The sequence below is a fragment of the Mesorhizobium sp. M1066 genome, assembly GCF_040318635.1.
Lineage (GTDB): Bacteria > Pseudomonadota > Alphaproteobacteria > Rhizobiales > Rhizobiaceae > Mesorhizobium.
In genome coordinates, this window is record NZ_JAMYMR010000032.1 from 1 (window position 1) to 20,338 (window position 20,338).

Annotated in this window: 18 protein-coding genes, 1 tRNA gene and 1 pseudogene; 6 read left to right on the forward strand and 14 right to left on the reverse strand. The window is 63.2% G+C overall.

The genetic code is table 11. The features are described from left to right. Positions 1-250: 250 nt before the first annotated feature. From yacG to NKH52_RS27610, 9 genes are all read right to left on the reverse strand, one after another. Positions 251-448, reverse strand: a complete 198-nt coding sequence (gene yacG, locus NKH52_RS27570; RefSeq protein ID WP_352735585.1) for a DNA gyrase inhibitor YacG — start codon at positions 446-448, stop codon at positions 251-253. After that, a complete protein-coding gene (locus tag NKH52_RS27575; RefSeq protein WP_352735584.1) occupies positions 445-1,074 on the reverse strand; it encodes a Maf-like protein in 630 nt (209 codons plus the stop codon). Before NKH52_RS27575 ends, yacG begins: the two co-directional genes overlap by 4 nt. 21 nt (positions 1,075-1,095) lie before the next feature. Next, positions 1,096-1,314 carry a translation initiation factor IF-1 gene (gene infA, locus NKH52_RS27580; protein WP_006200926.1) on the reverse strand — a complete coding sequence of 73 codons (219 nt, stop codon included), beginning with the start codon at positions 1,312-1,314 and terminating at the stop codon, positions 1,096-1,098. A gap of 199 nt (positions 1,315-1,513) precedes the next feature. Beyond that, positions 1,514-1,975, reverse strand: a complete 462-nt coding sequence (locus NKH52_RS27585) for an arsenate-mycothiol transferase ArsC (protein ID WP_352735586.1) — start codon at positions 1,973-1,975, stop codon at positions 1,514-1,516. Next, on the reverse strand, positions 1,963-2,448 hold the full coding sequence (locus tag NKH52_RS27590) for a UPF0262 family protein (protein ID WP_109670558.1): 486 nt from the start codon (positions 2,446-2,448) through the stop codon (positions 1,963-1,965). Before NKH52_RS27590 ends, NKH52_RS27585 begins: the two co-directional genes overlap by 13 nt. A 6-nt stretch (positions 2,449-2,454) precedes the next feature. Then, positions 2,455-3,747: a histidinol dehydrogenase gene (gene hisD, locus NKH52_RS27595; protein ID WP_352735583.1), complete on the reverse strand. Its 1,293-nt coding sequence runs from the start codon at positions 3,745-3,747 to the stop codon at positions 2,455-2,457. A gap of 7 nt (positions 3,748-3,754) precedes the next feature. After that, the gene (locus NKH52_RS27600; protein WP_352735582.1) at positions 3,755-4,189 is read right to left on the reverse strand and encodes a DUF2948 family protein; all 435 of its coding nucleotides are present in this window, start codon (positions 4,187-4,189) and stop codon (positions 3,755-3,757) included. A 91-nt stretch (positions 4,190-4,280) separates the two neighbouring features. Next, positions 4,281-5,573 carry a UDP-N-acetylglucosamine 1-carboxyvinyltransferase gene (gene murA / locus NKH52_RS27605; protein ID WP_127268679.1) on the reverse strand — a complete coding sequence of 431 codons (1,293 nt, stop codon included), beginning with the start codon at positions 5,571-5,573 and terminating at the stop codon, positions 4,281-4,283. A gap of 146 nt (positions 5,574-5,719) precedes the next feature. Beyond that, positions 5,720-5,914: a hypothetical protein gene (locus NKH52_RS27610; protein WP_352735581.1), complete on the reverse strand. Its 195-nt coding sequence runs from the start codon at positions 5,912-5,914 to the stop codon at positions 5,720-5,722. 161 nt (positions 5,915-6,075) lie between these two features. On the opposite strand from NKH52_RS27610, the gene NKH52_RS27615 reads away from it, so the two are divergent. The 4 genes and pseudogenes from NKH52_RS27615 to NKH52_RS27635 all read left to right on the forward strand — a co-directional run bounded on the left by NKH52_RS27615 (position 6,076) and on the right by NKH52_RS27635 (position 10,566). After that, positions 6,076-6,150: transfer RNA gene (locus NKH52_RS27615), tRNA-Thr, on the forward strand. A gap of 319 nt (positions 6,151-6,469) precedes the next feature. After that, a pseudogene (locus NKH52_RS27620) lies at positions 6,470-8,112 on the forward strand (peptidoglycan L,D-endopeptidase MepK). A gap of 174 nt (positions 8,113-8,286) precedes the next feature. Continuing rightward, positions 8,287-9,192: a MurR/RpiR family transcriptional regulator gene (locus NKH52_RS27630; protein ID WP_127296624.1), complete on the forward strand. Its 906-nt coding sequence runs from the start codon at positions 8,287-8,289 to the stop codon at positions 9,190-9,192. Positions 9,193-9,249: 57 nt separating this feature from the next. Beyond that, entirely contained in the window at positions 9,250-10,566 is a 1,317-nt protein-coding gene (locus NKH52_RS27635) for a M20 family metallopeptidase (RefSeq protein ID WP_352735578.1), read from the forward strand. Positions 10,567-10,710: 144 nt separating this feature from the next. Here the strand turns inward: NKH52_RS27635 and NKH52_RS27640 are convergent, their stop codons facing one another. Genes NKH52_RS27640 through NKH52_RS27660 form a run of 5 tightly spaced genes read right to left on the reverse strand, consistent with a single transcriptional unit; the run spans position 10,711 to position 15,334 of the window. Beyond that, positions 10,711-11,745, reverse strand: a complete 1,035-nt coding sequence (locus tag NKH52_RS27640) for a branched-chain amino acid ABC transporter permease (RefSeq protein WP_352735577.1) — start codon at positions 11,743-11,745, stop codon at positions 10,711-10,713. Continuing rightward, the gene (locus tag NKH52_RS27645) at positions 11,742-12,617 is read right to left on the reverse strand and encodes a branched-chain amino acid ABC transporter permease (RefSeq protein ID WP_352735576.1); all 876 of its coding nucleotides are present in this window, start codon (positions 12,615-12,617) and stop codon (positions 11,742-11,744) included. The genes NKH52_RS27640 and NKH52_RS27645 overlap by 4 nt, the downstream gene beginning before the upstream one ends. 12 nt (positions 12,618-12,629) lie before the next feature. Then, positions 12,630-13,343, reverse strand: coding sequence for an ABC transporter ATP-binding protein (locus NKH52_RS27650; protein WP_352735575.1), 714 nt, complete (start codon positions 13,341-13,343; stop codon positions 12,630-12,632). Then, positions 13,340-14,077 (reverse strand): ABC transporter ATP-binding protein, encoded by a 738-nt coding sequence (locus tag NKH52_RS27655; protein ID WP_352735574.1) that lies wholly within the window; start codon positions 14,075-14,077, stop codon positions 13,340-13,342. Before NKH52_RS27655 ends, NKH52_RS27650 begins: the two co-directional genes overlap by 4 nt. A 3-nt stretch (positions 14,078-14,080) precedes the next feature. After that, positions 14,081-15,334, reverse strand: coding sequence for an ABC transporter substrate-binding protein (locus NKH52_RS27660; protein ID WP_352735573.1), 1,254 nt, complete (start codon positions 15,332-15,334; stop codon positions 14,081-14,083). Positions 15,335-15,524: 190 nt separating this feature from the next. On the opposite strand from NKH52_RS27660, the gene NKH52_RS27665 reads away from it, so the two are divergent. Together NKH52_RS27665 and metH are read left to right on the forward strand one after the other, a co-directional pair. Then, positions 15,525-16,343, forward strand: a complete 819-nt coding sequence (locus NKH52_RS27665; protein ID WP_352735572.1) for an alpha/beta fold hydrolase — start codon at positions 15,525-15,527, stop codon at positions 16,341-16,343. A gap of 131 nt (positions 16,344-16,474) precedes the next feature. Next, the gene (gene metH / locus NKH52_RS27670) at positions 16,475-20,284 is read left to right on the forward strand and encodes a methionine synthase (RefSeq protein ID WP_352735571.1); all 3,810 of its coding nucleotides are present in this window, start codon (positions 16,475-16,477) and stop codon (positions 20,282-20,284) included. Positions 20,285-20,338: the final 54 nt, after the last annotated feature.

Sequence of the window (20,338 nt, forward strand, 5' to 3'; positions counted from 1 at the left end):
TCGCCGTCGCAAGGAAGCTCCTCGTCGTCCTAAACGCCATCATCCGTGATAAAAAAGCTTTCGCATGAACACAGTTGCCATGCCGCGACTTCAACGCGTCACCACGGTGCGGAATTCTGCTCCGCTGTACTCCAAGGCTGAGGTCGCGGCATGGATCCCAGGGTCTTCGCCACGGAGCTTCGCTCCTGCTTCGCCCAGGGATGACGAAGTTGGCAGGCTTCGACCAATCTCACGTCAAGGGGAACCGGCTTTATTTCGGAGCGTCGGGGTCCATTTCTTCCTCGTCGTCGCGGGCCTTGATGACATAGGCGCCCTTCAGCCATCGGTTGAGGTCGATGTCCTTGCAGCGCGTCGAGCAGAACGGAAAGGTGTCGCGCGCCGAGGGCTTGCCGCATTCGGGGCAGGGGCGCTTCGGGCGCAAGGGTGTGACCTTGGAGTCGGAATTCACAGCCGGGGTCCCGCCAGCCAGCTGCCATGCACCTTGAAGCCCTCGCCGCTCAACAGCGCCACGGTCTCATAGAGCGGCAGCCCGACGATATTGGTGTAGGAGCCGACCAGCTTGACGACGAAGGCACCAGCGAGGCCCTGGACGGCGTAACCGCCCGCTTTGCCGCGCCATTCGCCCGACGCGACATAGGCGTCGATCTCCTCGCGCGGCAGCCGCTTGAAGCGCACCCGCGTCTCGACCAGCCGCTGACGCAGCTTGCCGCCCGGGGTGATCAGGCAGATGCCGGAATAGACCCGGTGCGAACGGCCTGACAACAGCCCGAGGCAGTTGGCGGCGTCGTCGAGGGTTTCTGCCTTGGGCAGGATGCGCCGCCCGACGGCCACGACCGTATCCGCGGCCAGGACGAAGCCCGGCGCGTAGTCGGCTTCGGTTTTCAGCGAGGCGAACGCCTTCTCGGCCTTTTCCTTCGACAGCCGCTTGGCCAGCGAGCGCGGATGCTCTGCACGCAGCGGCGTTTCGTCGACATCGGCCGGCAGCACCCGGTCCGGCTCGATGCCGGCCTGCTGCAAGAGTTCGATCCGGCGCGGCGAACCCGAGGCAAGCACCAGCTTCTGCAAAATGCTCATCGCGGACCGGCCGGGCTTTGCTTACTTGAAACGATAGGTGATGCGGCCCTTGGTCAGGTCGTATGGCGTCATCTCGACCAGAACCTTGTCGCCGGTCAGCACGCGGATGCGGTTCTTGCGCATGCGGCCGGCCGTATGGGCGATGATTTCGTGTTCGTTTTCGAGCTTTACCCGGAACATCGCGTTCGGCAACAATTCCGTCACGACACCCGGAAACTCGAGGACTTCTTCCTTCGGCATTCGATACCTTTGCTTGGATGGTAGTTCCAGCGCTTAGAGCATGATGCCGAAAAGTGTGAAGCGGTTTTCGGACGACATCATGCTCTACTTCTTGGTTTAGAGGCGGATTCAGATTTCAGGTCGAACAGACCTGAAATCATCCGACTCTAGCCGGAATTTCGGCGGAACCTATATGATAATCGTCCGCTTGTGAACACGCTTAATCGGCGGCCTCCGGAGGTGTGAATCGACGCCCGATCCGCGCTTTCAGGCGCTCGCGCACGTCCCGGTAGGCCGCCATGATCTGTTCGCGCGTGCCGCTGGCGTCGGTCGGGTCCGGCGTCGGCCAGTATTCGACCTCGACGGCGAGCGAGCGGGTAAGCTCAAGTGCGGCGTGGTGCGCTTCCGGCGCAAGCGTGACGATGAGGTCGAAATAGTCGTCCTCGAGATCGTCCATGGTCCGTGGATGGCGCTCGCCCAGCGACAGGCCTTCCTCGGCCAGCACCGCATCGACGAATGGATCGCGCTCGCCGGCGCGAACGCCGGCCGAAGCGACAAAGATGGCCGCGGGCAGCATGCGGCGCGCCAGCTGCTCTGCCATTGGCGAGCGCACGGCATTCATGCCGCACAGGAACAGGATCGAACGGGGTAGGGCGCCGGGTGCCAGGGCTAGCCCCGCCAGTGCAGTACGCAGACCAGCGTGAACAGCCGGCGCGCCGTATCGAAGTCTATGTCGATCTTGCCGGATAGCCGGTCCATCAGCGTCTGCGAACCTTCATTGTGCAGGCCGCGGCGGCCCATGTCGATCGCCTCGATGTGGCTCGGCGTCGAGGAACGGATGGCGTCGTAGTAGCTTTCGCAGATCATATAGTAATCCTTGACGATGCGCCTCAGCGGCGTCAGCGACAGGATATGGGTGACGACGGCAGCACCATCCTCGCGGGCCACGGCAAACACCAGGCGCTGCTCGGCCAGCGACAGTTTTAGCCGATAGGGCCCAGGGCCGCTGTCATTGACCGGCTGAAAACTGTTTTCCTCGATCAGGTCGAAGATCGCCACCGCGCGCTCATGCTCGACATCGGGTGTCGAACGGCCGATCGATTCATCGAGTTCGACATCGATCAGCCTGGCGCGGGTTTGATCGGAGTCCGACATCGCGGCCTACATGTTCAACCGTATGGCGACGGAGCGTCCGTGCGCGTCAAGGCCTTCCGCCTTGGCGAGCGCAATCGCCGCCGGCGCCAGGACCCGCAACTGCTCCGGCCCAAGCTTGAGGATCGAGGTGCGCTTGACGAAATCGAGCACGGACAGGCCGGACGAGAAGCGCGCCGAGCGCGCCGTCGGCAGCACATGGTTGGAGCCGCCGACATAGTCGCCGATGGCTTCCGGCGTGTGGCGGCCCAGAAACACGGCACCCGCATTGCGCATCCGCGACAGGAAACCCTCCGCATCGTCGATTGCCAGTTCGACATGTTCGGCGGCGATGCGGTCGACCAGCGGCAGCGCGGCGTCGATGGTCGACACCTGGATCACCGCACCAAAATCACGCCAGCTCGCCGCCGCCGTCTCGGCGCGTGGCAGGCTCTGCAGCTGGCGCTCGACGGCTTGTTCGACAGCGATGCCGAAGGCCGGATCGTCGGTGACCAGGATCGACTGCGCCGATGTGTCGTGCTCGGCCTGGGCGAGCAGGTCGGCAGCGATCCAGTCCGGATCATTGCTGCCGTCGGCCACGACGAGCACTTCCGAGGGACCGGCGATCATGTCGATGCCGACGGTGCCGAATACCTGGCGCTTGGCCGCCGCGACATAGGCATTGCCCGGGCCGACGATCTTGGCGACCGGCTTTATAGTCCGGGTGCCGTAGGCAAGGGCTGCGATCGCCTGCGCGCCGCCGACGCGGTAGATTTCCGACACGCCAGCGATATCGGCAGCCACCAGCACCAGCGGATTGATGATGCCACCCGGCGCCGGCACGACCATGGCGATGCGCTCGACGCCGGCCACTCTGGCCGGCACGGCGTTCATCAACACCGAGCTCGGATAGCTCGCCGTGCCGCCCGGCACATAGAGCCCGACGGCCTCGACCGCCGTCCAGCGCCAGCCGAGCTCGACGCCGGCGGCATCCGTATAGCGGTCATCCTTCGGCCGCTGCCGTTCGTGATGGGAGCGGATGCGGTCGCGCGCGAATTCCAGCGCCTCGATCGTCTTTGGGTCGGCGGCCTTGTAGGCCTGGGCGATATCGTCCTTCGAAATCGCAATACCGAGGCTTTTCAGGTCGGCATGGTCGAATTTCCTGGTGTAATCGATCAGCGCCGCGTCGCCCTCGGCGCGCACGCGCGCGATGATGGCGCGCACCGCGGCATCGACGTCGGCGGACACTTCCCGCTTGGTCAACAGGAAGGCGGCGAAACGCTGCTCGAAATCGGCGTCGGACTGACGAAGCGTGATGGCCATCGGACGCTCAGGCCTTGTGGATGGGGCGCGAGGTGGCTTCCCACGCCCCGCCAATATCGGCAAGGCGCGCCTCGATACACTCGACGTCGAGCATGATCGTGCCGCCGCCGGCAAAGATCAGCTCGACGATGCCGGCCGGCTTGCTGATCTCGATGAAGCTGATCGCCAGCAGCGACAGGACCTCATTGGGCTTGTCGCGGGCGATGCCGTTGGTCTTGGCGCCAAGCACCCGGTCGAAATGCAGCACCGTCTGCCGCCGCTCATTGTGCTGGCGAAACAGGCCGGACTTTGCCTCCCAGACGAAACGGTTCATGGTCAGCAGGAACCGCTTGGCCGCGGGCAGGAATTCGAGGTCTGAGACCTTCATCACGGCGTCCTGGACATGGGCCGAAACGATGCTCAGATCCTGATCGTCGAGCGCGATAAGCTTAAGGGCAGTCATGCGGATTTCGCACCTGAAGGTTGATAACTGAACCTTCTGTTAGGCGGTCTTTCCCGTCCGCGCAACCGCACCGCGAGGCCTTGCGATTGGCCTATGCGGAAATCCGCTCGATCACCGCGCCGCAGTTGGATAGCTTTTCTTCCAGCCGCTCGAAGCCACGGTCGAGATGATAGACCCGGTTGACCGTCGTCTCGCCTTCGGCCGCCAGGCCGGCGATGACCAGCGAGACAGAGGCGCGAAGATCGGTCGCCATGACCGGCGCGCCCTTCAGCTTCGGCACGCCGTCGACGATCGCCGTCTGGCCCGAAAGCGTGATGTGAGCGCCGAGCCGCGCCAGTTCCTGCACATGCATGAAACGGTTCTCGAAGATCGTCTCGGTGATCCGCGACTTGCCCTTGGCCATCGTCATCAGGCCCATGAACTGCGCCTGCAAATCGGTCGGGAAGGCCGGGAACGGCGCCGTCGTCACGTCGACCGGCGAAATGCCGGCGCCGTTGCGCCTCACCCGGATGCCGGAATTGGTCGGCGTGATCTCCGCACCCGTCTGCGCGATCACGTCCAGCGCGGTCTGCAGCAGATCCGGACGCGCACCTTCGAGCACGACGTCGCCGCCGGTCATGGCAACGGCCATGGCATAGGTGCCGGTCTCGATGCGATCGGGAATGACGCGCACGCGCGCGCCCGACAATGATTCGACACCGTCGATGGTGATTGTCGGGGTGCCGGCGCCGGAAATCTTCGCGCCCATGGCATTGAGGCACTCGGCGAGGTTGACGATTTCAGGCTCGCAAGCCGCGTTTTCCAGCACCGTCTCGCCCTTGGCGAGCGCCGCGGCCATCATCAGCACATGGGTGGCGCCGACCGAGACCTTCGGGAAGATGTAGCGGTTGCCGACAAGGCGGCCATTCCTTGTCTTGGCGATGACATAGCCGGTGTCGACGTCGATATCGGCGCCCAGCGCCTGCAGGCCTTCGAGGAACAGATCGACCGGCCGCGTACCGATGGCGCAACCGCCCGGCAGCGACACTTTGGCTTCGCCCATGCGGGCCAGTAGCGGGCCGATCACCCAGAACGAGGCGCGCATCTTCGATACCAGCTCGTAGGGCGCTGTGGTGTCGACGATGTTGCGGGCGGAGAAGTTGATGGTGCGCGAATAGCCCTCATTCTGCTTCTCGCGGCGGCCATTGACCGAATAATCGACGCCGTGATTGCCCAGAATGCGGATCAGCTGCTCGACATCGGCCAGATGCGGCACGTTTTCCAGCGTCAGCGTGTCGTCGGTCAAAAGCGACGCGATCATCAGGGGGAGCGCCGCGTTTTTCGCGCCCGAGATCGGAATGCTTCCTGAGAGCTTGTTGCCCCCGACAATTCTGATGCGATCCATGGAAGAACGTCCCTCTCGGCCAAAAAGGGCCGGTTCAATCGTTTGAGTAGCAGCCCGTCTAGACCATTGGCCAATCTGGTTCAAGAATTACACTGGTTCAAGAAATAGGATTTCGCCCACCCCGGGCCAAGAGTGGCCGATTTGAGTTAATCTTTTTGTATTTCCTTCGATGCAGCGAGCCCGTCCGGCCGTTGATCTGCATCTCCGGTGCGCCGCGAGCGTGACTGCGCCTTGCGCTTCTGCAGATTGGCGCGCAATTGCTTTGCCAGCCGATCCTTGCGGATTGTTGCGCTGTTATTCGGTGGACTATCCTTTTTCACTGGAATTGCCTTGTCATCCATTGTCCCGCTCCGGCCCGTGAGCAGCCAGCCCGCCATTCAGGAATAGCCAACATTGTGGCGCCCCCATGTCATTAAAAGCTATCCGGCAAAGGCTTTCACAGAAGCGTTGCGCTTGGCCTTGCGCTTGCCGGTTCGATATGGCAGAAGCCCCGCCATCAGCGGCTGCGGTAGCTCAGTGGTAGAGCACTCCCTTGGTAAGGGAGAGGTCGAGAGTTCAATCCTCTCTCGCAGCACCAGTTTCCAACATCCTTGTTGCCGCATATTCGTCCTCTGCATTTGCAAGGGCGAGGCTACATGGGAACGGCGCGGCCGTCGTGCTGGGGGACCTCATCAGCGGTGCATTGCTCCAGAAAATGGCTGCCACAGGCAACTCCAGCCGAAGCGCATTCCCGTCAAGACACGATTCATTAACCAAGATGCTGTTCATCGACATGACGTATTATGGCATGGATGCCCGTCTGCGTCGGTCAAGTCCATGCTTGTCAGGAAGAGGGCCGAAAGGCTCCTGATCTGGGCGGAACCTAAAACCGCCCGAAACAAAAGAACGTGCAAGGCATGAACGTGAGCGAAAACGTGCAAAACGCCCCCGGTGCTTCCCGTCTTTGGACACTGCCAGCCATCATGGCAGCGTTCTTATGTCTGTTCGTTACCGGCGCGTTCGCGGAGACGCGTGCTTTGAAGATTCAACATCTCCATACGGGCGAGAAGGCCGAAATCGTGTTCAAGCGCAATGGGCGCTATGATCCGGCGGGATTGAAGAAGATCAATTTGATGCTGCGCGACTGGCGTCGCAACGAACCGACGAAGATGGATCCGCGCCTGCTCGATCTTGTCTGGCAGGCCTATCGTGCCAGCGGCTCGACAGCCTATATCCACGTGGTCAGCGCCTATCGGTCGCCAGCGACGAACGCCATGCTGCGCAGCCGCTCGAAGGGCGTGGCTCGAGAAAGCCAACACATGGTCGGCCGCGCGATGGACTTCTTCCTGCCGGATGTGCCGCTGAAGAAACTGCGCGACATCGGTCTCAAGATGCAGGGCGGCGGCGTCGGCTTTTACCCGACCTCCGGTTCGCCTTTCATACATATGGATGTCGGCAATGTGCGGCATTGGCCTGGCATCAGCCGCCAGGAACTCGCAAGGGTATTCCCGAACGGCAATACGCTGCATGTGCCGAGCGACGGCAAACCGCTGCCCGGTTATGGGCAGGCATTTGCCGCCTACAAGTCGCGCAAGGGCACCGGCGCGCCCAACATCGACCTGGCAAGTGCCGACGGCGGCCAACGCAGGCCGGCGCGCGGCCTGCTGGCGACGCTTTTGGGTGGGCGCGGTGCGGACGAGACCGATGATGTCGCCGAAGCGGTGCCGGCGCCACGCAAGCCGGCCAAGTCTGTTGAACCCAGGCCCGCCGGCATCGCAATCGTGCCGCCGCAGGATGCCCAGCGCGCCGACATCCAGACGGCTTCCGTCGGTCGGGCCGAAGAATCGCCGATCGGAGCGGAGGGAAAGACGCCTGAAGCGATCGTGATGGCGATGGCGCCGGGCTCAGTGCCGCTGCCGGCCTTCGCCCCGCGCACCGGGTCAACGGCCAGCATTCCGACCCCGCAAATCGCGCCACTTGCAACAGCCAACGCTTCCACGGCGCGGGCCGAACTGGCCAATCCAGCAGCAACCGCTGCTGAAATTCCCTCGGGCAAGTCGGATGCCGGCCCCGCGAGCGGCGCGCCGGACCTGGTGGCGCTTAACATCCCCTTGCCGACATGGCGGCCGGAAAGCCCGACAAGGCCGACGCGCCAGCCTGACGCAGACAAATCCGGCGATGCGGTCGCTGCCTTGCTGGCCTTGAACCACGCCGATGACGGCCTTGATGGTTTGGCCGGCCAGCGGGTTGCAGTTCCCCAATGAAGCCCGAAGATCGCGTCAGGACCAGCCCGAAGGCCGACCGTGTCCAGCCAAATCTCGATCCCGAAGCTACTGCGGTCATCGTGCCGGCAGCGTTGTCCGGCCGGCTGATTGAGACGGGTCGTGGCATCGTCGGCGGAGCCAGCCCCGCGACGGCGCCCGTCATTGCCGCCAATCTCATCCGCACAGCGCCGGAGCACATCTATCTCGACGGATTCCAGCCGCGAGGACAGACCTCCGATCACCGACGCTTCACCGGCTCCGCGGTCAAGTTCCTGCCCATCGCCAGCTTCAAATAGACGCAAGCCCTCGTTCGATTTGGCGTGGATGTGTTGCACGCGATGGCTTGGCCGTCACGGGATTGCAGGCCATGCCGAACCCTCCCGGATGGCTCTGTAAGAAAATTTCCAAATTTGACAAACATGTGCGAAATTGTAAGGTAATTGTCTTTCCGTCGACGATAGGCGATGACAATGTCGATCCGCGAAGAACTGGCCAATACGACCGTGGCGTTCACCTCTGCGGAAGAGAAGATCGTCCAGGTCCTGCTCGCCGATTATCCGATGTCGGGGCTGGGCACCGCGACCCGGCTGGCACGGCGCGCCGGCGTCAGCGACCCGAGCGTGACGCGGCTGATGACCAAGCTTGGCTATGTCGGCTTTGCCGACTTCCAGGCACGCCTGCTCACCGAAATCGAATCCAGGCTGCATTCGCCGCTTTTGATGATGGAGGCCAAGCGTCCGGGCGGCTCCAGCGAAGGCACCGCACTTGCCTATTTCCATTCAGTTTCCGACAGCCTGGAGCGCACGCGCACGGCAGTGCCGGTGCAGGCCTACACGCGCGCCGTCAACATGCTGCTGGAGAGCAAGGGCCAGGTCGTGCTGCTGGGCGGCCGGTTCAGCCGGCATATCGCCTCCATGCTGGCCGGCTACCTCCTGCAGTTCCGCTCCGGCGTGCGCGACATCGGTTCGTTGAGCCCCGCCGATTTCGACCTGTTGATCGACCTTGGCAAGCGCGACCTCCTCGTCGTGTTCGACTACCGGCGTTACCAGTCGGACGTGGTGAGCTTTGCCCAGCAGGCCAAGGAGCGCGGCGTCTCCATCCTGCTGTTCACCGATGTCTGGCTGTCGCCGATATCTGACATAGCGGACCTGACCCTGGTCGCCGCGATCGACGCCAACTCGCCGTTCGACACGCTGGCGACGGCCGTTGCCCAGATGGAAACCGTGTTTGCCCACGCGCTGGAGGGCCACGGCGCCGGGGTGCGCAAGCGCATCGAGGACATCGAAAGGATCCGCAGCGCCAATGCGGTCACGCTCGATACCGCCCTGTCGTCATCGGCCGACGACGCCGCCAAATCCAAAACCACAAGGAAATAGTGTCGTTGCGCCCAGTGCAGCGATGCAAAACGCGGCGATGCAGAGAAGGAAACGACGATGCCCGACAACCAAGCCATCATCGATGCCGTGCAGGCTGAGATCGAGACCGATCGCGACTGGTTGATCGGCCTGACCCGCGACATGGTTCGCATCCCTTCGGTCAATCCCAAATTCGAGCCCAACCCGGCGATCAACCGCGAGGCGGATGTCCAGGCGCTGCTCGAACCGATCCTCAAGCAGGACGGGTTCAAGACCGAGCAATGGGATGCCTTGCCCGGCCGGCCCAATCTGGTCGGCGAATGGGCGGGAGACGAGGACCGCAGCCTGATCCTGTGCGGCCATATCGACGTCGTGCCGGTCGGCGCGATGAAGGACTGGTCGGTCGATCCGTTCGGCGGCGAGATCACCAATGGCCGCCTCTATGGCCGCGGCGCCGTCGACATGAAGGGCGGCGTCGCCGCTTGCATCGCCGCCGCGCGCGCGATCCGCAAGGCGGGCATCACGTTGCAGGGCCGGCTCGCCATCCACTCGGTCGTCGACGAGGAAGCCGGCGGCTTCGGCGCCATGGACGCGGTGAAGAAGGGCAAGCTCGCCAAGGCGGTGCTGGTCGCCGAGCCGACCTGGGGCGATGTCCTGCCCGTCGAAGGCGGGCTCGAATGGGCGCGGGTGACGATCCGCGGCCGCAACGCCCATTCGGCGCTGCGCTACAACGAGATTTACCCGCAGCGCCACGACAAGGACCGGCTCGAGCCGGGCGTCAACGCCATCGAGATCGCCGCTCGCTTCATCGCCGCCGTGCGCCAGTACGAGCTGGACCGGACGCGGGCGAAATCGCATCCATTGCTGCCTATCGGCATGAACACGATCAACATCGGCGTCATGCATGGCGGCACCGGCCTTGGCGAACACGGCCTGCCGACCGTCATGACCAACCCGGCCATCATTCCCGACGTCGCGGTGCTCGATCTCGACATGAAATTCCTGCCCGATGAGAACTCGGCCGACTACCGCCGCGATTTCGAGACGTTCGTCCACCATTTCGCCCAGACCGATGCGTGGCTGCGCGACAATCCGCCTGCTATCCAGTGGGAGCTCGGCGGGCTGTATTTCCCGCCGATGAACACGCCGGTCAACCATCCGCTGGTGACATCGCTGATGAAGCGCAAGGCCATGGTCGGCAAGGCGCCGCAGGCGCGCGGCTTCGTCGCTGTGTGCGATGCCGCGCACTATGCCGGCGCCGGCGTCGACGGTGTCATCTTCGGCCCGTCAGGCGACGGGTTTCACGGTTCCGACGAATATGTCGAGGTCGAATCGGTGGTCGAGACCGCGAAGGTGATCGCTGCTTCGGTCATCGACTGGTGCGGCATCCGTTAGAGCAATTCTAGGAAAAGTGTGAAGCGGTTTTCCGTCCAGAATTGCTCCAAAACCCAGAATTGCTCCAAAACAAAGAGTTAGAGCAGCTCGCCGTTTCTCTGAAACGGTGAAATGCTCTAACGCGGAGCCGCTATTCCGAAACGGTCAGGCCGGGCGTTTCAGGCGTCCGGCGACGGCGCCCCATGAAGCCTTGATCATGCCGACCAGGCCGCTCGGGTAGGCCAGCATCACGCCGATGATCAGCACCGCCGTGATCATCGGCCGCCACGCACCGAAATCGGCCATCCATTCGGCGAAGATCGTCAGCACGAAGGAAGCGATGATGGCGCCGTAAATGGTGCTGGTGCCGCCAAGCAGCACCATCGACAGGATGATGGTCGCGAGACTCATGCCGAACACGTCGATCGAGGCATTGCGCTGGTAGGCGGCGTAAAAGGCGCCGGCGATGCCGGTGAAGAAGGCGCTCGCGGCAAGCGTCAGCATGCGCTGGCGCACGATCGAGACGCCGCGGCTGATGGCGTATTCCTCATTGTCGCGCAAGGCGACGATGCTGGCCCCGGTGCGCGAGCGCACGAACACGCGCAGGAACAGCGTGCTCGCCACCAGCAGCGCCAGCGCGATGTAGAAATAGGCTGACTTGCCGTCACGGACCATATTGTGGTCGAACACGTAAAGTCCGGGAATGCGCACCAGCCCTTGCGTGCCACCGGTGATGGCGGACTGGCTGATGATCACCTGCATGACCAGCTGCGCGAAGCCGAAAGTGACCAGGATGATGTAGATGCCCTTCAGCCGCAGGATCGGGATGGTCACCAGGATCGCCGCCAGGGTTGCGATGACACCGCTGGCAAACAGCGCGATCCACGGGTCGAATTCGGCCAGCTTGGTCAGCAGGCTGTAGGCATAGACGCCGATGCCGAACAGCGCCAGATGGCCGAAATTGAAGACGCCGCCATAGCCGAGGCTGAGGTCCCAGTTCGAGGCGACGATCGCATAGATGAAGGCCATGATCAGGATGTGGCGGGCATAGGTGTCACCGAAGATCAGCGGCAGCAGCGCCAGCAGCGCGAAGCCGAGCACGAAGCCGATGGCCTCCTGCTTCCACGGCGTGCGGCCTGGAGCGATCGGGGTTGCCGCCTCGGCGGGGCCAGGCGCGATCAGCGATGTCGTGTCGGTCATGCTAGGCCTCGGGAGCGGCTGGCAAAGATGCCCTCGGGGCGCACCATCAGGGTCAGGATGAGCACGCCGAACAGCAGTGCCGGCGTCCAGTACAAGCCGAAGTAATAGCTGCAGGCGGCCTCGAAGAAGCCGATCAGATAGGCGGCGAAGATCGGGCCCGATATGCTCGATATGCCGCCGAAAACGACGACGATCAGCGCCTTGAGCAGCGGGTCGCTGCCCATCACCGGCGACATGAAGCGGTAGCCGCCCATGAAGATGCCGGCGAGCCCGGCCAGCGACGCGGCGATGGCGAAGGCCAGCCCATAGAGCGCGGTGACGTTCAGCCCGACAAGGTGGCTGGCATCTTCGTTTTGCGCCACGGCGCGCAGCGCCAGCCCGAGCCGCGTGCGGTTGAGGAACATCCAAAGTGCGGCCAGGATCAGCGGCGTGATGACGATGATGGCGATCTGGTGCAGGGAGACGCCGACGCCGCCGACGGTGGTGTTGCCGGCGATCAGGGCAGGGATCTGCTTCGAGCGCGGTCCCCAGATGGTCAAGGCGCCGTTCTCGATCAGCGACCCGGCCGCCAGCGTGGTGATGACGACGACCAGCACGATGTTGGGTCGGCCGATCAGCGGCCGCACGACGCTCGCCTGCAGGATCCAGCCGACGCCGGCCATGACGACGACGGCGATCGGAAAGGCGACCGCCGCCGGCAGGCCGAGTTCGACCAGCTGCCAGGCGATGTAGGCGCCCAGCATCATGAACACGCCATGGCTGAAATTGAACACGCCGATCGTCGTCCAGACGAGCGCCAGCCCGACCGCCATCATGGCGTAGAGCGAGCCCTGGAACAGGCCGCCGAACAGGATTTCCGCCAATGCGCTCATCTTCGGATTTTCCTAATGGCCAAAATACATCGACATGATCTCGCCGTGGTCGAGGCTTTCGCCCGGCTTGATCTCGGTCGCAACGGCGCCATGGTTGACGAGGTAGAGTTGCTGCGTCAGCTCCAGCAGGAATTCGATATCCTGCTCGACGACGATCAGCGGCACGCCGCCGCGCGAAATGTCCATGACGGAGGCGCAGAGCTCGTCCTTGATCTTGGGCGCCAGTCCAAGCGTCGGCTCGTCGAGGATCAGCAGGCGCGGATGGCTCATCAGCGCGGTGCCGATCGACACCATCTGGCGCTCGCCGCCCGACAATGTGCGCACGCGCTGGCGCCAGCGTTCCGCCAGTTTCGGGAACAGCTTGATCACCTTCTCGCGGTTCTCGGCCTCATGTGGCCGGGCACGCGGCGAATAGGCGCCAAGCGCCATGCAGTCGGCGATGGAGAGGTCGGGAAACAGTCGATTGCCTTGCGGCACATGGATCAGGCCGGCGCCGACGATGGCGCGCGCGCTGTGGCCGACAATGTCCTGCCCATCGAACAGGATGCGGCCGCTCTTCGGCTGCAGAAGCCCGGAGATCGCACGCAGCAACGTCGTCTTGCCATGGCCGTTGGGGCCGAACAGGCCGACATTGCCGAAACGGCCGGCCTCCAGCGAGATATCGTGCAGCACGGTGACGCGGCCATAGCCTGCGGTGATGCCTTCGACGCTGAGGATGGGGTTCACGCCGCCGACCTCCTCGTGCCGAGATAGGCCTCGATGACGCGCGGATCTGCAATCACGCCGGCCGGGTCGCCGGCGGCCAGCACGCGGCCATTGTTGAGCACCAGCAGATGCTGCGAAAGGCTCATCAGGAAGGTCAGCACGTGCTCGATCAGAAGGATGGTGATGCCGCGTTCGGCGGTGCGGCGGATCAGGCCGATAGACGTCTCGATCTCGGGTTTGGTCAGGCTCGATGCCGGCTCGTCGAGCAAAAGCATGCGCGGTTGCATGGCGATCGCGGTGGCAAGCATCAGGCATTTGCGCTCGAACACGGACAATTCGCCGGCAAGCCTGCCGAACGACTGGGATCCCAGGCCGACGAACTCCAGCGCCTCGGCGGCCGCATTGCGGGCCGTGGCCGCTGTCTTTTCCTGCTTGCCGTAACTGGCGCCGATCAGCGCGTTCTCGAACACGGTCAGCCCGTCGAAGCTGGTCTCGCGCTGGAACGTGCGGGCAAGGCCGAGGCGCGCGATGGCGTGTCCCGATTTGCCGTTGATAGCATTTCCGTCAAAGCGGATGTTGCCCCGGTCGGGGCCGAACGGGATGCCGGTGATGATGTTGAACAGCGTGCTCTTGCCGCTGCCGTTCGGGCCGGCGATACCGAAGATCTCGCCGGCCTCGACCTTGAACGACACGCCGTCGACGGCCTTCAGCGAACCGAAGGCCTTCGACACGTCGTCCAGTTCAAGCAGGGCCATTCCCTACTTCATCCAGGGCTGGAGCTTGAAGGCGCCGGTGGCGTATTTCTCCGGCGAGATCAGCGTGCGCTGGCCATCCCAGATCTGGAAGAAGGTGATCGGGATATAGTCGTCGCCCTGCGTGGCAAGGTGGGTGGCGGGATCGAATTTCAGCCGCCCTTCCGCGACCTGCTTGTCGGTCTCCGACAGCGCCTTCATGATCGCCGCATGGTCGGATGCGCCGCCGACCTTCTTGACCGCGTCGAAATAGACATTGGTCATTTCGTAGAGGCCGACGCCGTAGGTGCCGCTCTCGACGCCGTATTTTGCCTTGAACTTGGCTGCCACCTCGTCGGCGCGCGGGTTCTTCGGCGTCGTCAGCGCGCCGCCGAGCAGGTTGTAGATGACACCATCCGATTTCTTGCCGGTCAGCTCGACGAATTCCGGAACGCTCGGCGCATATTGCAGGAAGACGAGGCTCTTGGTCGGCTGCTCGAGGAACTGGTTGAGGAAGGACGCCGAATTGCCCGGCAGATAGTCGGTGTTGATGACGACGTCGGGAACGTTCTCGCGCACCTTGGCGAGGATCGAACGCCAGTCGGTCACTTCGCCGAAGGGCACGATCTCGTCGACGGTAATGGTCCAGCCCTTCTCCTTGAAGGTCTTCTTCATGCCTTCGGAGATGGTCTTCGAATAGGCGTTGTCGGACGAGATGATGGCGACCTTCTTGGTCGGCAAGGTGATCTTGCCGTCGGCCGCGAGCTTCTCGACGAACAGGGTTACGTCGGTGTTGTAGGCGTCGAAGGAAGGCGTCAGCGACCAGCAGCACATATATTTGTCGGGGCTCGGCGCAATGATGTCCCTGGTCTGCTGCGAGGTGGCCGCCAGCATGTAGGGCATTTCCGCTTCGGCCATGTTGTCGATCTCGAAATTGGTCAGGCTGGCATAGCCGGTCAGCATGAAGTGCACGCCTGGATCACCAAGCAGGCGCTCGACCGCGCTGGTGACGTTGCCGGCGGACTGATCCTTGACGTCGCCGACCACCAGTTCGAACGTATCCCCGGCAACGCCGCCGGCTGCGTTGGCTTCGTCGATGGCCATCTGCACGCCGCGCTGGAATTCCTGGCCGTCCGCCGCGGCAGGGCCGGTGAGCGGCGCAAGCAGGCCGATCTTGACGATTTCGGCAAAGGCGGGGGCGGCTGATGCGGCAAACATGCCGATCAGCGTCGTGCTCATCAGCATATGGCGGATTCGACTTGCGGCGGATTTGGGCTTCATCGTGCTGTTCCCTGTTTTCCTCCCGTTCATCGGGAGTTGGATAATTGACAATCTACGCATAATTGTTCTTATTTGAAAAGGATTTTTCAACGCAACCTGGCCGGGAAGATAGTTCCCGCAAAGGTATGGAAGCCGTGGCGCTTTGCTGCGCAAATGCATTAAAACAGGGCAATTCCCGACGGAGCGGACAATGACGATCTCGCAGAAGACCCTTGAAACCAGCCACGGCAAGATCGCTGTTCGCCAGACCAGTGGCGAAGGCACCGCTGTCATGCTGATCCACGGCAATTCATCTTCCAGCGCCGTTTTCCGCAACCAGTTGGACAGCTCGTTGGGCGAGCGCTACCATCTCATCGCTCCCGACCTGCCCGGCCACGGAGCGTCCGGCGATGCGATCGAGCCGGAGCGTTCCTACAGCATGGAAGGCTATGCCGATGCCATGACCGAAGTGCTCGGGCTGCTCGGCATCGACAAGGCCATCGTCTTCGGCTGGTCGCTCGGCGGCCATATCGGGCTTGAGATGATCGACCGCTTTCCCGGCCTGCTTGGCTTGATGATCACCGGCACGCCGCCCGTCTCGCCCGAGGAGGTCGGCAACGGATTCAAGCCGAGCCCTCATATGCACCTCGCCGGGCAGGAAACCTTCACTGGCGCCGATGTCGAGGCCTATGCACGCAGCACTTGCGGCGAGCCGTTCGAGCCGTTTCTCATCGACACGGTGGCGCGCACCGATGGACGGGCGCGGCGCCTGATGTTCGAAAAGTTCGCGGCCGGCACCGGCCGGAACCAGCGCGAGATCGTGGCCGGCAAGACGCCGCCGATCGCCGTTCTGAACGGCATCGACGAGCCATTCGTCAACACCGATTTCGTCTCCGCTGTGAAATTCTCCAATCTATGGGAAGGCAAGGCCCATCTGCTCGACAAATCCGGCCACGCGCCGTTCTGGGATTCGCCGGATCGCTTCAATCCGGTCTTCGCCCGCTTCCTGGCAAGCTTCGACAGAGCGTAGGTCCGTCGGAAAACCGGCGCCGCAGACCCCGCCTTCGAGACAGGTGGGTGACAATCACGCGCACCTCCCGTATATTGACATAAAGATATCCTTATGTGAGATGAAAAGGCTTGTCGCCAAAGGGATAAAAAATGTCGCAGAATTCTGCATCGCTGGACGATTTGTTCGGCCCCGTCGCGGCCAAGCCAGACGGGTCGGAGGTGCTTGCGGCGCTGACAGCGGCGGCACGCGAGCGCATCCTCATCCTCGACGGCGCCATGGGCACACAGATCCAGGGCCTCGGCTTCGACGAGGACCAGTTTCGCGGCGAGGCCTTCGCCGGCTGCGCCTGCCACCAGCAAGGCAACAATGACCTCCTGGTCCTGACGCAGCCGCAGGCGATCGAGGAGATCCACTATCAATATGCCATCGCGGGCGCCGATATCCTCGAAACCAACACCTTCTCCTCGACCTCGATCGCCCAGGCCGATTACGGCTTGGAGGATGCCGTCTACGCGCTGAACCGCGATGGCGCGCGGCTGGTGCGGCGCGCCGCTGTTCGGGCCGAGCAGCAGGACGGCAAGCGCCGCTTTGTCGCCGGTGCACTCGGGCCGACCAACCGCACCGCTTCGATGTCGCCCGACGTCAACAATCCCGGCTATCGCGCCGTGACCTTCGACGATCTGCGCCTCGCCTATGGCGAGCAGCTGCGCGGCCTGATCGATGGCGGCGCCGACATCATCCTGATAGAGACCATCTTCGACACGCTGAATGCCAAGGCGGCGATCTTCGCAGCGGAAGAGATCTTCATCGAGAAGGGCGTGCGCCTGCCGGTGATGATTTCGGGCACCATCACCGATCTGTCCGGCCGCACGCTATCGGGCCAGACACCGACCGCCTTCTGGCATTCGGTGCGCCATGCCAGCCCCTTCACCATCGGCCTCAACTGCGCGCTCGGCGCCAATGCCATGCGTGACCATCTGGCCGAAATATCAGGCGTCGCCAACACCTTCACCTGCGCCTATCCGAATGCCGGCCTGCCCAATGAATTCGGCAGGTATGATGAGAGCCCGGAATTCATGGCCGCGCAGATCGAGGATTTCGCCCGCGAGGGACTGGTCAACGTCGTCGGCGGCTGCTGCGGTTCGACGCCGGAGCACATCCGCGCCATTGCCGAGGCGGTGCGGAAGTATCCGCCGCGCGCCGTTCCGGACATCGAGCCCAAGATGCGCCTGTCGGGGCTCGAGCCGTTTACACTCACCGACGAGATCCCTTTCGTCAATGTCGGCGAGCGCACCAACGTCACCGGATCGGCCAAGTTCCGAAAACTGATCACGGCGGGCGACTATGTCGCCGCGCTCGACGTCGCCCGTGACCAGGTCGCCAATGGCGCGCAGATCATCGACATCAACATGGACGAGGGTCTGATCGATTCGAAGAAGGCCATGATCGAATACCTCAACCTGATCGCCGCCGAGCCGGATATAGCCCGCGTTCCCATCATGATCGACAGTTCGAAATGGGAGATCATCGAGGCCGGGCTGAAATGCGTGCAGGGCAAGCCGCTGGTCAACTCCATCTCGATGAAGGAAGGCGAGGCGGCATTCCTGCATCATGCCAGGCTGGTGCGTGCCTATGGCGCGGCGGTGGTCGTCATGGCCTTCGACGAGGACGGCCAAGCCGACACCAAGGCGCGCAAGGTCGAGATCTGCAGCCGCGCCTACAAGCTGCTGACCGAGCAGGCCGGCTTCCCGCCCGAGGACATTGTCTTCGACCCCAACGTCTTCGCGGTCGCTACTGGCATCGAGGAGCACGACAATTACGGCGTCGACTTCATCGAAGCCGCTGGCGAGATCACCGCGACCTTGCCGCATGGCCACATTTCCGGCGGCGTCTCGAACCTGTCGTTCTCGTTTCGCGGCAACGAGCCGGTGCGCGAGGCCATGCATGCGGTGTTCCTCTACCATGCCATCCAGCGCGGCATGGACATGGGCATCGTCAATGCCGGCCAGCTTGCCGTCTACGACACGATCGAGCCGGCGCTGCGCGAGGCCTGCGAGGATGTCGTGCTCAATCGCCTGCCCAAGGCTGGCGGCACCGCCACCGAACGCATGCTGGAGATCGCCGAACGCTTCAAGGGCACGGCGGGCCAGGAAGCCAAGGAGCGCGACCTCGCGTGGCGCGAATTGCCAGTTGCGCAGCGGATCAGCCACGCACTCGTCAACGGCATCACCGAATTCATCGATGCCGACACCGAGGAAGCCAGGCTGGCCGCCGAGCGTCCGCTGCATGTCATCGAAGGCCCACTGATGGCCGGCATGAACGTCGTCGGCGACCTGTTCGGCGCGGGAAAAATGTTCCTGCCGCAAGTGGTGAAGTCCGCGCGGGTCATGAAACAAGCTGTCGCAGGATTATTGCCGCATATGGAGGCCGAGAAGCTGGCCAACGTCGCCAATGGCATCGACAATGGCGAGCGCCAGACAGCGGGCAAGATCCTGATGGCAACGGTGAAGGGCGATGTCCACGACATCGGCAAGAACATCGTCGGTGTCGTGCTCGCCTGCAACAATTACGAGATCATCGATCTCGGCGTCATGGTGCCGGCGGCAAAGATCCTGCAGACGGCGCGCGAGAGACAAGTCGACATCATCGGCCTGTCCGGCCTGATCACGCCGTCGCTGGACGAGATGGTGCATATGGCCGCCGAAATGGAGCGTGAAGGCTTCGACATTCCGCTGCTGATCGGCGGCGCGACGACCAGCCGCGTGCACACGGCGGTGAAGATCCACCCGCGATACAGCAAGGGCCAGACAGTCTATGTCACCGACGCCAGCCGGGCGGTCGGCGTGGTCTCGTCCTTGCTGTCGAACGAGACCAAGGGCGGCTATGTCGATACGGTGCGCGCCGAATATAAGAAGGTCGCCGACGCGCATGCCCGCTCCGAAGCCGACAAGCAGCGGCTGCCGCTGGCCATGGCGAGGGCCAATGCGCACCGGATCGACTGGTCCGCCTATCAACCACCGAAGCCGTCCTTCACCGGCGTCAAGGTCTTCGAGAACTGGGACCTTACCGAGCTCGCGCGCTACATCGATTGGACGCCGTTCTTCCAGACCTGGGAGCTGAAGGGTCGTTATCCAAAAATCCTCGAAGACGAGGCGCAAGGCGCCGCCGCCCGCCAGCTGTTCGAGGATGCGCAGGCGATGCTGAAGAAGATCATCGCCGAGAAATGGTTCGCGCCGCGCGGCGTCATCGGTTTCTGGCCGGCCAATGCCATCGGCGACGACATCAGGCTGTTCACGGACGAGGCACGCTCGCAGGAACTGGCGACCTTCTTCACCTTGCGCCAGCAACTGACCAAGCGCGACGGCAAGGCCAATGTCGCCCTGTCCGATTTCGTCGCGCCAGCGGAGTGCGGCAAGCCCGATTACATCGGCGGCTTCATCGTCACCGCCGGCATCGAGGAGGTGGCGATCGCCGAACGCTTCGAACGCGCCAACGACGATTATTCCTCGATCATGGTCAAGGCGCTGGCGGACCGCTTCGCCGAAGCCTTTGCCGAGCGCATGCATGAGAAGGTGCGCAAGGAATTCTGGGGCTATGCGTCAGACGAGGCGCTGGCGCCGGACGAGCTGATCGGCGAACTTTATCGCGGCATCCGTCCGGCGCCCGGCTATCCGGCGCAGCCGGATCACACCGAGAAGGCGACTTTGTTCCGGCTGCTCGACGGTGAGCGCAATGCAGGCGTGAGCCTGACCCAAAGCTATGCGATGTGGCCGGGCTCGTCGGTCTCCGGCATCTATCTGGCGCATCCCGAAAGCTATTATTTCGGCGTCGCCAAGGTCGAACGCGACCAGGTCGAGGATTATGCACGCCGCAAGGCAATGCCCTTGGCCGAGGTAGAGCGCTGGCTCGGCCCCATCCTCAACTACGTGCCGGCACACTATGCCGAGGCGGCTGAATAGCGGCGGCAAGCGTTCAACAGAATTTGCGCTGGTTGCCGGCTTGTGATCCATGGC